Genomic DNA, 12,765 nt, shown 5'->3' with positions numbered 1-12,765 from the left:
CTGTGACTCCTCCTCAGGCGCTCACGCTAGCAGCCTCAGCCGTCGTCGTGCCATCTGCGTCGGCGCCGATCGCGGATGGGTCATCGTCTGAGGACCGACGAACGGCCCAGCGCTTGAGCGCCAGCAGAGCGAAGGCGCTGACCACCATGCCGGCCAGGATTGCGAGGACGAACATCAGCACATTACCGATGGCGAAGAAGACGAAGATGCCACCGTGCGGGGCCTTGGACGTGACGTTGAAGGCCATGCAGAGTGCACCGGTGAGCGCACCACCGAGCATCGATGCCGGGATCACCCGGAGCGGGTCGGCAGCGGCAAACGGGATGGCACCCTCGGAGATGAAGGAGGCGCCGAGTAGCCAGGCTGCCTTGCCGTTTTCGCGTTCGACGGCGGTGAAGGACTTCGGACGCAGACTGGTCGCCAGTGCCATCGCGAGCGGCGGAACCATGCCTGCTGCCATGACGGCGGCCATGATCTGCCACGGTGCCTGGTTGGCCATCGTTCCCGCACCCAGACCCGCAACGGCGAAGGCGTAGGCCACCTTGTTGACCGGGCCACCGAGGTCGAAGCACATCATCAGGCCGAGGATGATGCCCAGCAGGATCGCGGAGGCTCCGGTCATCCCGGAGAGCCAGGCACTGAGCGCATTGGACAGAGCGGCGATCGGGCCACCCAGCACCAGGAACATCAGTCCGGATGCGATGATCGAGCCGAGCAGCGGGATGATCACCACCGGCATCAGACCACGCAACCACCGCGGGACCTGCCAGGAACCGATCCAGTAGGCGGCCAGACCAGCCAGCAGACCGCCCACCAGACCACCGAGGAAGCCGGCGCCCATGAAGGATGCCACCGCGCCGGCGGTGAACCCGGGGGCAATGCCGGGCCGGTCCGCGATGCCGAAGGCGATGTAACCTGCCAGCGCCGGGACCAGGAAGCCCATGGAAAGGCCACCGATCTTGAAGGCCACAGCACCCAGGTACAACGCCAGATTGCCATCCGGCAGGTTGAACAGCGTGTTCTGCGCCAGGATGTCATTGGCCTTGGTGCCGAGCGCGATGTCGTAGCCGGCCAGCAGGAAGCCGAGGGCGATCAGCAGACCTCCACCGGCCACGAAGGGAATCATGTAGCTGACGCCGGTGAGCAGGACCTTCTTGATCTTCTGGCCCAGGTGCTCATTCGCCACGGCGGATTCAGAGGCGCCCTCGGATCCGGCGCTCACCCGAGGAGCGTTGGGATCCTCGGTGGCGGCAAGAGCTTCGCTGAGCAACTGCTCCGGTTCTTCGATGCCACGCTTCACGGGCGCGTTGATCACCGGTTTCCCGGCGAATCGTCCTTTGTTCCGCACATCGACGTCGACGGCGAAGATCACCGCTTCGGCATCGCGGATCACAGCCGGGTCCAGCGGGGTCACGGCCCCGGAGCCCTGAGTCTCCACCTGCAGCTCGATGCCTGCCTCCTTGGCGGCAGCGAGCAGCGAGTCAGCGGCCATATAGGTGTGCGCGATGCCGGTGGGGCAGGCGGTCACGGCAACCAGCTTGCGGACTCCTGCCGCGGCGGGCGCGGCGTCAGCGGCCGGAGCAGGGGCTGCCGGAGCCGGGTTGACGGCCGCCAGGACCAGGTCAACCACCTCCTGCTCGGTGCTGGCTGCGCGCAGGGCCGCGGTGAAGTCCTTGCGGACCAGGGCGCGGGCCAGGGCGGAGAGCAGCTTCAGGTGTGCCTGGTCGGCGCCTGCCGGGGCGGCGATGAAGAAGACCAGATCGGCCGGGCGGTCCTTGGCCCCAAAATCCACCGTCGCGGATTCGGGCAGCCGGGCCATGGCGAAGGTCGGCTCCAGGACTGCGGCGGAACGGCAATGCGGGATGGCGATGCCGCCGGGAACACCGGTGGCCGTTTTCTGCTCGCGTGCCCAGGCATCGGCGAAGAGGTCCTCGGCAGCGGTGGCGCGTCCGGCGTCCGTGATGCGCGCGGCCAGCGTGCGAATCACTTCTTCCGGCGTACTCCCGACTGCTGTGTCGAGACTGACCAGCTGGGGTGTGATGAGTTGGCTCATGAGAGTTCTTTCAGGGAGTCGGTCGCCGCCGTGGCGAGCGGGGTGGAAGGGAGGGGTGTGACGGTGATGCTCTGTGGTGCGGTCTGCTCCAGCGTCGGAACGGTGGAGCCGGGCAGCTGAGTGGCAGCCGCCCCGTGGGCGACGGCCTGGGCCAGGCAGTCCAGGGGTACTTCGCCCTGAGTGTGTGCGTAGAGGTAGCCGGCAAGGGCGGAATCCCCGGCCCCGACGGTGCTGCGGGCAATGATCGGCGGCCCCTGGGCGAGCCAGCTCCCCTCACCGGTCACCAGGAGGGCGCCGTGTGCGCCGAGGGTGACCAGTGCTGCGCCGACGCCATCGTCGATCAGTCCGCGCGCGGTCTGTGCGGCCAGGGCGGGGTCTGCCTCGAGGTCTGCGCTGGAGCCGGTCAGTTCGGCCAGCTCTTCCGCATTGGGCTTGAGCAGATCCGGGCCGGCAGTGACCGCCTCACGCAGTGGAATCCCGGAGGAGTCGACGGCGATCCGGGGAGCATCGGCACCCCAGGCCTGCCGGACGGCGCGGATCACCGTGGCGTAGAAATCGGGTTCGATGCCGGGTGGCAGCGAGCCGGCCAGGACCAGCCAGGAGGCACCCCTGGCCTTGTCCACGCAGAGCTGCAACAGCCCATCGCGCTCTGCAGCGCTGAAAGTGGGGCCGGGTTCGTTGATTTTCGTGGTGGTGCCATCGGGCTCGGTCACCGTGACATTGGAACGCAGCGGGGCGTCCAGTGGCAAGGTCTGATGCGGGATGCCGCTGCCACGGAGGGCGACGATGACGGCATCCTGATCAGAACCCGGCAGCAGGGCCAGGGTGTCCACCTCGGAGGCAACCAGCGCCCGGGAGACGTTTACGCCTTTGCCGCCCGCCTCCTGCTGGGCACCGACGGCGCGCTGCACGGCTCCGCGGCGAAGCTCGGCATCGAGCTCAATGGTGCGGTCCAGGCTGGGGTTGGGGGTAACGGTCACAATCATGCGATCACCACGTCTACTCCGGTTTCTTTGAGGGCGGCGGTCAGGGAAGGTCCGGGTGTCTGGTCCGTGATCAGGACGTCGATCTGGTCCAGGCTGGCAAAGCGGACCAGGGTTTCCTGATCCAGCTTGGAGGAGTCCACCAGGGCGACGACCCGCCGGGCGGACGTCACCATGGCGGTTTTGACGGCCGCTTCGAGGGAGTCGGGGGTGCTCAGACCGAACTCTGCATGAATGCCATTCGCGCCGATGTACGCAATGTCTGGCCGGAGCCCGGAGAGTTGGTGGGTGACACTGGAGCCGACGGCGGCACTGGTCAGCCCCCGGATTCGGCCGCCCAGAATCTCCACGGACCAGGCCGGATTGCTGCTCAGTCGGTAGGCGATGGGCAGCGCATTGGTGATGGCGAGCAGGCTCGCCCGGTGCAGCGTGAAGGACGGGGCGGCGAGGCGGGCGGCGAGAAGTTCCGTGGTGGTGCCGGCGTCCAGAATGACCGAAACGGAGGATGCCGTCGCGGCGGTATCGGTCGAGTCGCTGGCCGGGATGTAGGCCAGTGCAGCCTCAGCGATGCGGTTCTTCTGCTCGAGATTGCGGCTCTGCCGTTCATCGAGGCTGGGCTCGGCCAGGCTGAGTCGCTCGGGCGAAATAGCGCCACCATGCACCCGCCGCAGCACTCCGGCGCTTTCCAGCTGGTCCAGATCGCGGCGCACCGTTTCCTGGGTGACGTCCAGCAACTGGGCAAGCTCCTGGACGCTCACCTGGCCCTGGCGGGCCGTCAGCGCGGCAATGCGTTCCTGACGTTCGTGCGCGAACACTCATCCTCCTTGATGATGATCGGCAATCCCTGGTCATCATTATGATCCACATCACAGGTATGTGGATTTCCATGACTTTATCTGTGTTTATCTTTGATTGTCAAGAAGATATCTGTGAAATTCTGTGGTTTGGCGTGCCGGGGGTTCTCTGATCCGCCACCAGGTCCCGGTTCACGGGGCATTCCGCCGGGATCTGCCACCAGATCCCGGTTCACGGGCCCATGAAGCGGGACCTGGTGGCCGGGTATGCTGCAGAGCGCGGTGAACCAGTGCGATGAATTCCATGGGGTGGTGAACTACCAGCGCATACCCGACCCGGAGAACCGGAATCCCGGAGACTGTGTACTGGTTGAACCGACGGAGGTCCTCGGTGAATGCCTCGGAGGACAGGTGGTAGGCCTTGCCCATCAACTCGATGGCCAGCACGCCGTCCACCAGCTGGTCTGCGCGTCCCAGGCCTGGAATATAGACCTGGGATGCCACCTGATAACTGGCTTCCTCGAGATGAAAACGGGACACCACCTCCAGTGCGGATTCAGAGTGGACATCCAGCCGAGCCAGTACCTGCCGCGCCTTTGTGTGGTTGCGGCCCGTGAGTTGCTCGCGCACCTGAGGTACTCTCACCTGCCCGAAGCGAACCACAGAACAGAGGACGACGAGTGCCTCCAGCACTGAAGCACAGTGCAGAACCTGGAGGACGACGTCGAGGTCGGTCAGCGGTAATCGGGCTCGATGCCACCGGATGGGGCTGCGCAGGAGCGCCTCCAGGCAGGCCTCGCGATAACCGTGGTTGGCGGCAAGATGTGGCCGGTCCGGAGTCTGTAGCACCCACATTCCGCGGGTGGCGGCCGCGCTCAGACAGGCTGGGGCTGCGCGAGAGCGGGCGATGGCGAGCTGGTGGACACCAGCGTCTGGCAGGCCGTAGATTCCGTAGCCATAGCGGCGAATGGTCCCGGTGCGAACGGCAGTTCTGATGGAGGGTGCAGGAATCCCCTCGTCAATCAGCGTGCGCCATCGAGCGACGCCGCCGTGCCGGGCAAGAACGTTCAGAAGATCAGTCAGGCCGTGAGTTAACTACCCCTGAGTGTGGTGGAGTGCGGCCAGGGGCAGCCTGGCAGCATCTTGTGGGGAATGCCCCCAAGTTGGCGGCGTGGGGAGGAAGACACTCCTGGCCTGCGGGTGTTGACCTGTCACCAGGTCCCGGTTCACAGCGTGCTCAGGTGGGAGCCGCCACCCGGTCCCGGCACAAAGGCTCGTGAAGCGGGACCTGGTGGCGGAACCCTTAGGCTATTGGCATGCTTACTGCGATCTGGTCCCGGCCCGAAGCGGAACGCACGGGCACCGACCTGCTGGTCATGCTGCACGGTTACGGTGCGGATGAGACGGCCATGTCCCGGCACTTCAGCGCGATGCCGCCCATGATGACCTGTGTGGCGCTCCGGGGGAGCTTCGAGATGGACGATTCCTACGGCTGGTTCCTGCTGGATTACTTCCTGAACAACGACTTCGCTCAGGTGGTGGCCGCGGCCACTTCCGTGCTGAGTTGGCTGGACGCCGCCCAGGCCCGCTACGGTTTCGCAACCACCAGCCTGCTGGGTCACTCGCAGGGCATGGCGATGGCCAGCACCCTGCTGAGGCTGCGTCAGGACCGCTTTGCCGCCGTCGTCGGCCTGAATGGTTTTGTGCTGGCCAACCCGCTGCTGGCCGCGACCGAGCCGCTGGCCAGCCGTACCCCATTTTTCTGGGGCCGGGATCGGGCAGACCTGGTGATTCACCCCGATGCCGTGTCATTCACCCGGGAGTGGCTGGAGGCTAATACGGCTCTGCAGAGGGAAGAGTATCCGGGCATGGGGCACGGGATGGGCGCTGCTGAACTGATGGATGCCAGCGCCTTCCTGAGCATGCGTTTACCGTTCCGCTCAAGTATGTAGAAACTGCTAAAGTACAGCCATGATTGTCTGGTCTCGGTGGGGCATTTTTGTGGTGTTGTGTGCAGGCGTCGGGGCGCTGATCATGATGACCGTCTTTTCTCTGGTGGATCGTCAGCCCTCGCACTCCGGCATCTGGGCCGGCCTCGGGCTGGTTCTCGGTGCCGTGATCAACTGGCTCTTCGCCAGCTATCTGCTGCCCAGGATGGACCCACCCAAGCCGGTGCTGTTCCGTCAGCCACTGGCGCAGCCTTATGCCAACGAGCACGGGCAGACGGTGACGTTCCATGTGGTTCAGGCTGTTGACCCCGCGACCGGTCAGCTGGCTTTCTACACGCCGCGGTCCTCGCTGTTTTTCATTCCGGTGAAGTACTGGACCTGGATTCTGGCAGCCGTGGGCCTATTGATCGCTACGCTGTCTCTTGTGGGCAGTCTGGTGGCCAGGCACTGATCCCAGCCGCTGGAGACCCACTCAAGGTTCGGAAACCGAGTAGAGGAGCGATACCCATGGCCCGACCATTGACGAATCAAGCTCTGAAGATCGCCACGGATGCTGCCATCACACCCCAGGGGATGCCGCAACCTTTTCTGAACGGTCTGCTCGAGCGGGCCATTGAGAGCCAGCGCCCTCTGGTCCGGGCCAATCTGCGACGGCTGCAGAAGCGTCCGGACGTTTCTGTGGCACGCGTGGCCCGAACTCTGGACCGGGACTACCTCAGCGCGGTCAGTGGCACGGGTGCGGCGATTGGTGCGGTGGCCGTGATTCCTGGCCTGGGTACCGTGGCCTCTCTGGGTGTTTCTGCAGCGACCACGTTGGTGTTCCTGGAGGCGACGGCCCTCTACGCCCTGTCCATGGCTGAGCTCCACGGGGCTCACCTTGATGATCCGGACCGGGCCCGCGCCGCCGTGATGGCGATCATGCTCGGCGAGGAGGGCGCGGTGCTGATGCAGTCCCTTGCCGGGCGCGCGATGACGGGAGCAGGGACCCCGATGACGGCCTGGGGCAATGCACTGGGCAAATCCTGGGGGCGGAAGGTGCCGGCGAGTGCGGTGAAGCTGGTGGTCTCTCAGGTGCAACGCAGGTTCATTCGCCGCTTCGCTGTTGAGCAGGGTGGCGCAGCGCTGGGACGATTGTTGCCCTTCGGCGTGGGCGCGGTGATCGGGGCCGGTGCCAATTACCTGATGGGCCGGTCTGTCGTGAAGGCCACCAGACTGGCCTTCGGTGAGGCGCCGATTGTCCTGGAGGCTCCCGGGGTGCCGGAGGGGCTGACCTAAATTCTCTTGTTGAGAGGTAGAAGATGATGCGCAGGTATCGATGGCTGACGAGCTATCAGTCTCTCGATGTCAGACTATCTCTTGTGCCTATCCATTCTTAGGACTAGCTTGGCTGATACATACTTAAATTTTGCTGGAGGTGTCAAGAATGATCCTTTCAGATTCTTTAGGAGTGTTGGCGTGACTCCTAGACGGGTGACTCGTCTAGGGCTGGTCGCAGTGAGCCTGGCAGCGCTGTCGCTGATGGCTAGTGCTGGGGTGGCTCAGGCGGGAAGTACGACTAGGGCAGTTGGGTACTGCAGCGCAGGTGGAATTGACTATAACGACTACGTGGGCCTGTAGACGTCCACTGGACACGTGTATGCATTCACCAACAATGGCCCCACTTCTCAGACTGTGGGTGCAGGTTATGTGGCGCAGAGGGCACAGATATTCGATGCTGGTGGGTCTCTGACCACCGAAGGTGCAACAACCTACAACTCATACGACATCGGCCCGAATCAGTACTGGAGTGCAGACATTTCAATTGATGCCTACGGCACTTGGTATAGCTGGGGTGTGGTCTATGGCTGGAACGGCGGCGGCCATGATGCGTGGTACACGTTCCGGACTCCCGATCAAAGTTCGTAGTGGTACAGGAGGCTGAACGATGAAAATTTCTTCGACCAAGGCTCGTTTGATTATCGGAGCCGTAGGGCTGGCGGTGCTTCTGAGTGCAGGTGGATTTGCCGCGGCGAACGCCTCAGGGCGGTCTGATGCCGTAGCTGGTCAACAGCAGGTCAAGCCACACTTTGCACAGAACCAGTCAGGGAAGACCTATGGCTCTGCAGCTTCTGCCTCAGCTCCGAATGAAGAACCAGATTTGATTCAGGTCAAGGCAAGTAACGGTCGCGTCGGCTATGTCTATAAGACCGAGTTGGACGCAGCCTCCGGGGACCCTCAGCAATTGCATTTCAAATCCCCCGCGGAGGCCCTGGCGTGGCAGGCCAAACATGCAGGAAAGACTGAGCATCTTGCGGTCTATGAGGCAGACGGGACCACCAAGATCGGTGAGTTTGTGATCAACCCCAGCCAGGGGCAGTTAGCCGGAAAGCCCTGAGCATTCGCCCGCCTAACCCAACACCAGCTGGGCCAGCGTAAAGATCGCCAGACCGGCCAGGGCGCCGACTACCGTGCCGTTGATCCGGATATATTGCAGATCCCGGCCCACCTGAAGCTCGATTTTCTGCGAAGCCTCCTGGGCGTCCCAACGCTCCACCGTGTCCGTGATGATCGAGGCGATGTCGTGCCGATAGGTGCGGACCAGGTATGCCGCAGTCTCGGTGATCCAGCCGTCCACCTTTCCCGCCAGCTCGGCATCGTCGGCCAGACGGTGCCCGAAATCCAGGATGATCGCCACGAACTTCTGCCGGAGCACTGAGTCAGGATCATCCACCGCGGTCAGCAGGGCATTCTTCACGGTGGCCCAGGTGCTCCCGGCGAGTTCGCGCACCCTGGGGGAGTCCAGCACCTGTTCCTTGATGCCCTCCGCCCGCGCGATCATCGCGGGATCATGCTGCAGATCATCGGCAAGTTTCTTCAGATATTCATCGAGCGCCCGCCGCACCTGGTGCTGCGGATCGGCCTGAATGGCACGGACGAACCCGCGCACCTCGGCGTAGATTCGGTCGCCGACCAGATCATCGACAAAGCCGGGAACCCACGATGGCGAACGGTCGGACACCACGCGGGTCACCGTGGCGCGGTTCGCGTCCACCCAGTCAGAGGCCCGGTCCACCAGCAGATCCACCAGTTTGCGGTGGTGACCGGCAGCGAAAATCTGCTCGGCCAGCCGGCCAACGGGCGGCCCCCACGGCGGGGCGAGGACGTAGTGCCGGACCAGGGACTCGATGACTGCCTGGACGTCATCGTCCCTGAGTACCGCCATCGCGCCTCGAATCGCGGTGGCGCCTTCGCTGGCGAGCCGCTCCGCGGAGCCGGGTTTGAGCAGCCAGAGGCCCAACCGGTGGCTCATCCGGAGGCTGGACAGCTTCTCCCGGATAACGTCTTCGGAGAGGAAGTTACTCTCCACGAAGTCGCCCAGGCTGGCCCCGATGGCATCCTTGCGCTGCGGAATGATTGCGGTGTGCGGAATCGGCAGGCCCAGTGGACGGCGGAACAGCGCAGTGACGGCGAACCAGTCAGCCAGAGCGCCCACCATGGCGCCCTCGGCGGCAGCACGCACGTAACTCAGCCACGGGTACCTGGCTTGCAGGGCGAACGACACGGCAAAGGCGATGGCGGCCAGCACCAACAGCGCCAGGGCGATGGTTTTCATCCGACGCAGCCCGGCCCGTTTGAGCGCATCCCCGCTGGCTGCGTCCGCGCTGACTGGGCGCGTGCTTGCCGGGGGTGCAGGGCTCAGATCAGCGGACATCATGGTTCCACTCTTTCACTGCCCACCGACATTTGCCTGCACGTATCCTCTGGTCCCGGCCAGGCCTCCCTTCGCAACCCCTCGGTCAGTTGCTGTTCATGCGCGCGTCGTGTGGGTTTTGGCCCGGTGTCAGCCATCGGGGTTAGCGTGGTGTCATGACAGCAACCAGGCCCCTGATCTACGCCCATCGTGGTTCCAGCGCGCAGTACGCCGAACACACCCGCTCCGCCTATCTGCAGGCGCTCGCCGATGGCGCCGATGGCGTGGAGTGCGATGTCCACCTGACCGAGGACAAACAAGTGGTCCTGCTGCACGATTCGACTCTGGACCGGACGTCCAACGGCACTGGCCCGGTGGCTGAACACACCCTGGAACAACTGCGGGATCTCGATTTCAGCTCCTGGAAGGGTACGGAGATTCCTGAGGAATTCGGCAGTCTCTCCCAGCAACTCCTGACTCTGGATGAGCTGTTGGATCTTCTGGAGGAGGCCGGGCGGCCAATCGGCCTGGCAATCGAGTTCAAACATCCCACTCCCTTCGGGAACCAGCTGGAAGAAGAGACGCTGAGATTGTTGGTGGCGCGGGGATGGCTGCCTCAGAGTTCGACCCTGAACGAAATTGCGATCTCATTCATGAGCTTCGATCCTGAGGCCATTGACTATCTGCGCGAGACCGTCCCTCCGCGCCATCTGTGCCAATTGGTGGCCGAAGTGGAGGTGGAGAACGTCCGCAACGATCTGGGTCTGGGGCCTTTGGCTGCCGCTGGGGTCGCTGTCGCGTTGCGCAATGCACTGGCTGAGGGGGAGAAGAACCTGGATGAGGGCGATGCGGAACTCGCCGGTCCGGGGGTCGATTACCTCCAGGCGCAGCCTGAGCGGGTGGCGTCCTGGATGGCTGCTGGCCGGATTTTCCGGGTCTGGACGGTGGACAGCCCAGAGCAATTGCAGGCCTGCCTGGATGCTGGGGTGCAGGAGGTCACCACGAATCGGCCCGCGCAACTGCGTGCCCTGCTGGACGGACGGTTCGCCGCTGTCTGAGCTGTCTGCCCGGCATCGCTACAAGAATGGGTGTCAAAGATTTAGACATTTACCACTCGGCGATGCGAGCGAATTGCCGGATTCACGGGGTTTTTCTGCGAGCGGGCCCCGGTAAGTGCTTAAAACGTTGACGCCGTCCGGCTGCTGGCTAGCCTTCTGAGGCTTCGATGGCTCGCTCGAGACGCTCCACCTTGCCGGTCAGTTCACCGGTGAAACCTGGACGGATGTCGGCCTTCAGTACCAGAGAAACCCGGGAGCCGTACTCGGCGACGGCCGCGGTGGCGCGTTTGACCACGTCCATCACCTCGTCCCAGTCCCCTTCGATCTCGGTGAACATGGAGCCGGTATGATTGGGCAGGCCTGACTCGCGGACCACTTTCACGGCAGCCGCGACGGCATCGTGCACCGAGCCGTCTTCGCGGCCATTGCCGGACGGGGACAGGGAAAAAGCGACGATCATGAGTTCTCCTGAGATGGTGGTGGTCTTCTCAGTCTGGCCTATATATGGGGAGTTGTCCCCATTGCCGGACGCCCCGTGCGCCATCTAGGTTGTACGCATGCCTTTTCGCGATGCCCTGAGTTCCCTGCTTCTTTCCGGCGGGATGCTCGGCCTGCCTGCTGTCACCAGCAAGCCACCAGTTGATGCCGGAATGCTCGGACTGATCATTCTGCTGTACTTCATCTTCGTGCTCTTCATCTACCTGATGAGTGGCGTCATCTGGATGGGGGTCTTCCGGAAGGCTGGCTATCCGGCCTGGGTCGGCTTCGTCCCGCTCTACAACACCTGGGTGATCGTCAAGATCGGTGGCCGCCCGGAGTCGAACTTCTGGCTGATGTTCATCCCCTATGCGGGTCTGTACTGGATGGTTCTCTCCGTCAACAGCATGGTCAAGTCCTTCGGTAAGGAGTCGTCCTACACCGCGGGAGTCATCCTGCTGCCCTGGATTTTCGTCTCGATGCTCTCCTTCGGTAAGGCCCAGTATCTTGGCCCGAGCTATGTCGATCCCTACCCCGGCTACCCCGGAGCCAACGGACAGCAGCCGATGGCGCAGCTGCAGTCATACCCGCAGCAGGCACCTCAGCCGGGAGGGTATGCGCAGAGCGACGCCCAGCCCGCCCCACCCCAGGGCTACTACGCCCCGGCAACCCCACAGTCCGCGGAGCCGCAGGCCACAGCCCCCCAGCCCCCTGCGGCTCCGCAACCCTTCGGCCAACAGGCACAGCAGGCCCAGCAACCCTACGGTCAGCAGACCCAGGGTCCCTACGGATGGCAGCAGCCCTACGAGCAGCAGCCGAATAACCAGCAGCTTGGCGGACACGGCTACTGAGCCGCGCGGCCTGGAGCCGCGTAGCCTAGAGGTATGGACCTCGCCCCGACAGCCACGCTCGTGGTGAACTTCGTGGTGAACACCGTATGGTGAAGCCCGTACCTCAGCCTGTTGCTGGCCAGTACGCCATCGAATCCGGGCTAGCGGAGCTGGAGCCGGAGCCGGGCAACTCCCTCGGCTGGCTGCTGAAGATCAATGGCATGCAGTCCTCCCACGTAGATCTGGGCGATCCGTTCCGTTTGGACTTTGAGTACATGCGCTGGATCATGGCGCTGGTGGAGGACCGCTGGCCGCTTGCCGGCTCACAGAACGCCGGCTCACCGAACGCTTCCGAGCGGCTGCGTGTGCTGCACCTCGGGGGTGCCGCCTGCTCGATGGCCCGCTACCTCGTCGCCCGGTACCCGCAATCGCGCAATACGGTGGTGGAGATCGACGGCCGGTTGGCCACCCTGGTTCGCGAATGGTTCGCCCTGCCGCAGGCACCGCTGCTGAAAATCCGGGTGGGGGAGGCCCGCCAGGTGACGGAAAGCCTGAATGCCGGGAGCCGCGACGTCGTGATTCGGGATGTCTTTTCTGGGCGTTTCACCCCGGTCCCGCTGACCACGGTGGAGTTCGTTCAACAGGTCAAACGAGTGCTCTCCCCGGACGGCATCTATCTGCTCAACTGTGGGGACAGCCCGGCGCTGGGCACTGCCCGTCGCGAGGCCGCGACCCTGCTGGACGCCTTTGCGCACACCGCCATCGTGGCAGATCCGCCCATGCTCAAAGGGCGTCGCTACGGCAATATCGTGATGGCCGGTTCGGATGTGCCGCTGGCGCAGTCGCCGCAGCTGGCCCGGGCTCTGCTGGGGGGCGGACTTCCCGCCACGCTGTGGACCGATGCCCAGGTGCGCGATTTCGCCCGGAAAGAGCCCGTGCTGAAGGACTGAC

14 protein-coding genes are annotated in these 12,765 nt (G+C 64.1%); 8 read left to right on the top strand and 6 right to left on the bottom strand.

Going from position 1 to position 12,765, the window contains the following annotated elements; all coding sequences use genetic code 11:
* Positions 1 to 13: 13 nt before the first annotated feature.
* From QQM37_RS05900 to QQM37_RS05885, 4 genes are all read right to left on the bottom strand, one after another.
* Positions 14 to 2,053, bottom strand: a complete 2,040-nt coding sequence (locus QQM37_RS05900) for a PTS fructose transporter subunit IIABC (RefSeq protein ID WP_285725660.1) — start codon at positions 2,051 to 2,053, stop codon at positions 14 to 16.
* Complete coding sequence (locus QQM37_RS05895) at positions 2,050 to 3,039, bottom strand: 1-phosphofructokinase family hexose kinase (protein ID WP_285725659.1); 990 nt, start codon at positions 3,037 to 3,039, stop codon at positions 2,050 to 2,052. Before QQM37_RS05895 ends, QQM37_RS05900 begins: the two co-directional genes overlap by 4 nt.
* The gene (locus tag QQM37_RS05890) at positions 3,036 to 3,851 is read right to left on the bottom strand and encodes a DeoR/GlpR family DNA-binding transcription regulator (RefSeq protein WP_285725658.1); all 816 of its coding nucleotides are present in this window, start codon (positions 3,849 to 3,851) and stop codon (positions 3,036 to 3,038) included. Before QQM37_RS05890 ends, QQM37_RS05895 begins: the two co-directional genes overlap by 4 nt.
* A gap of 171 nt (positions 3,852 to 4,022) precedes the next feature.
* Positions 4,023 to 4,679, bottom strand: coding sequence for a hypothetical protein (locus QQM37_RS05885; protein WP_285725657.1), 657 nt, complete (start codon positions 4,677 to 4,679; stop codon positions 4,023 to 4,025).
* Between the two features lie 467 nt (positions 4,680 to 5,146).
* On the opposite strand from QQM37_RS05885, the gene QQM37_RS05880 reads away from it, so the two are divergent.
* The 5 genes from QQM37_RS05880 to QQM37_RS05860 all read left to right on the top strand — a co-directional run bounded on the left by QQM37_RS05880 (position 5,147) and on the right by QQM37_RS05860 (position 8,153).
* Positions 5,147 to 5,782: an alpha/beta hydrolase gene (locus QQM37_RS05880; protein WP_285725656.1), complete on the top strand. Its 636-nt coding sequence runs from the start codon at positions 5,147 to 5,149 to the stop codon at positions 5,780 to 5,782.
* A gap of 19 nt (positions 5,783 to 5,801) precedes the next feature.
* Positions 5,802 to 6,230, top strand: a complete 429-nt coding sequence (locus tag QQM37_RS05875; RefSeq protein ID WP_285725654.1) for a hypothetical protein — start codon at positions 5,802 to 5,804, stop codon at positions 6,228 to 6,230.
* Positions 6,231 to 6,286: 56 nt separating this feature from the next.
* Complete coding sequence (locus tag QQM37_RS05870) at positions 6,287 to 7,054, top strand: hypothetical protein (RefSeq protein ID WP_285725653.1); 768 nt, start codon at positions 6,287 to 6,289, stop codon at positions 7,052 to 7,054.
* 357 nt (positions 7,055 to 7,411) lie between these two features.
* Complete coding sequence (locus QQM37_RS05865; RefSeq protein ID WP_285725652.1) at positions 7,412 to 7,684, top strand: hypothetical protein; 273 nt, start codon at positions 7,412 to 7,414, stop codon at positions 7,682 to 7,684.
* Between the two features lie 19 nt (positions 7,685 to 7,703).
* A complete protein-coding gene (locus QQM37_RS05860) occupies positions 7,704 to 8,153 on the top strand; it encodes a hypothetical protein (protein ID WP_285725651.1) in 450 nt (149 codons plus the stop codon).
* A gap of 12 nt (positions 8,154 to 8,165) precedes the next feature.
* Here QQM37_RS05860 and QQM37_RS05855 read toward each other — a convergent pair whose 3' ends face one another.
* Positions 8,166 to 9,470, bottom strand: coding sequence for a DUF445 domain-containing protein (locus QQM37_RS05855; protein ID WP_285725751.1), 1,305 nt, complete (start codon positions 9,468 to 9,470; stop codon positions 8,166 to 8,168).
* A gap of 155 nt (positions 9,471 to 9,625) precedes the next feature.
* Here QQM37_RS05855 and QQM37_RS05850 point away from each other — a divergent pair, with 155 nt between their 5' ends.
* On the top strand, positions 9,626 to 10,507 hold the full coding sequence (locus QQM37_RS05850) for a glycerophosphodiester phosphodiesterase (RefSeq protein WP_285725650.1): 882 nt from the start codon (positions 9,626 to 9,628) through the stop codon (positions 10,505 to 10,507).
* Between the two features lie 148 nt (positions 10,508 to 10,655).
* Here QQM37_RS05850 and QQM37_RS05845 read toward each other — a convergent pair whose 3' ends face one another.
* On the bottom strand, positions 10,656 to 10,967 hold the full coding sequence (locus QQM37_RS05845; protein WP_285725649.1) for a thiamine-binding protein: 312 nt from the start codon (positions 10,965 to 10,967) through the stop codon (positions 10,656 to 10,658).
* A 97-nt stretch (positions 10,968 to 11,064) separates the two neighbouring features.
* Here QQM37_RS05845 and QQM37_RS05840 point away from each other — a divergent pair, with 97 nt between their 5' ends.
* The gene (locus QQM37_RS05840) at positions 11,065 to 11,835 is read left to right on the top strand and encodes a DUF5684 domain-containing protein (protein WP_285725648.1); all 771 of its coding nucleotides are present in this window, start codon (positions 11,065 to 11,067) and stop codon (positions 11,833 to 11,835) included.
* 86 nt (positions 11,836 to 11,921) lie between these two features.
* On the top strand, positions 11,922 to 12,764 hold the full coding sequence (locus tag QQM37_RS05835) for a spermidine synthase (RefSeq protein ID WP_285725647.1): 843 nt from the start codon (positions 11,922 to 11,924) through the stop codon (positions 12,762 to 12,764).
* Position 12,765: the final 1 nt, after the last annotated feature.

The organism is Psychromicrobium xiongbiense, from assembly GCF_030271165.1.
GTDB lineage: Bacteria > Actinomycetota > Actinomycetes > Actinomycetales > Micrococcaceae > Renibacterium > Renibacterium xiongbiense.
This window is presented reverse-complemented; position numbering and strand designations above follow the sequence as displayed.

What these genes read in the sequence shown, in the direction of transcription:
- QQM37_RS05900 (WP_285725660.1), bottom strand. Translation starts at nt 2,053, where the DNA reads ATGAGCCAACTCATCACACCCCAGCTGGTCAGTCTCGACACAGCAGTC.
- QQM37_RS05895 (WP_285725659.1), bottom strand. Translation starts at nt 3,039, where the DNA reads ATGATTGTGACCGTTACCCCCAACCCCAGCCTGGACCGCACCATTGAG.
- QQM37_RS05880 (WP_285725656.1), top strand. Translation starts at nt 5,147, where the DNA reads ATGCTTACTGCGATCTGGTCCCGGCCCGAAGCGGAACGCACGGGCACC.
- QQM37_RS05875 (WP_285725654.1), top strand. Translation starts at nt 5,802, where the DNA reads ATGATTGTCTGGTCTCGGTGGGGCATTTTTGTGGTGTTGTGTGCAGGC.
- QQM37_RS05870 (WP_285725653.1), top strand. Translation starts at nt 6,287, where the DNA reads ATGGCCCGACCATTGACGAATCAAGCTCTGAAGATCGCCACGGATGCT.
- QQM37_RS05860 (WP_285725651.1), top strand. Translation starts at nt 7,704, where the DNA reads ATGAAAATTTCTTCGACCAAGGCTCGTTTGATTATCGGAGCCGTAGGG.
- QQM37_RS05855 (WP_285725751.1), bottom strand. Translation starts at nt 9,470, where the DNA reads ATGTCCGCTGATCTGAGCCCTGCACCCCCGGCAAGCACGCGCCCAGTC.
- QQM37_RS05850 (WP_285725650.1), top strand. Translation starts at nt 9,626, where the DNA reads ATGACAGCAACCAGGCCCCTGATCTACGCCCATCGTGGTTCCAGCGCG.
- QQM37_RS05845 (WP_285725649.1), bottom strand. Translation starts at nt 10,967, where the DNA reads ATGATCGTCGCTTTTTCCCTGTCCCCGTCCGGCAATGGCCGCGAAGAC.
- QQM37_RS05840 (WP_285725648.1), top strand. Translation starts at nt 11,065, where the DNA reads ATGCCTTTTCGCGATGCCCTGAGTTCCCTGCTTCTTTCCGGCGGGATG.
- QQM37_RS05835 (WP_285725647.1), top strand. Translation starts at nt 11,922, where the DNA reads ATGGTGAAGCCCGTACCTCAGCCTGTTGCTGGCCAGTACGCCATCGAA.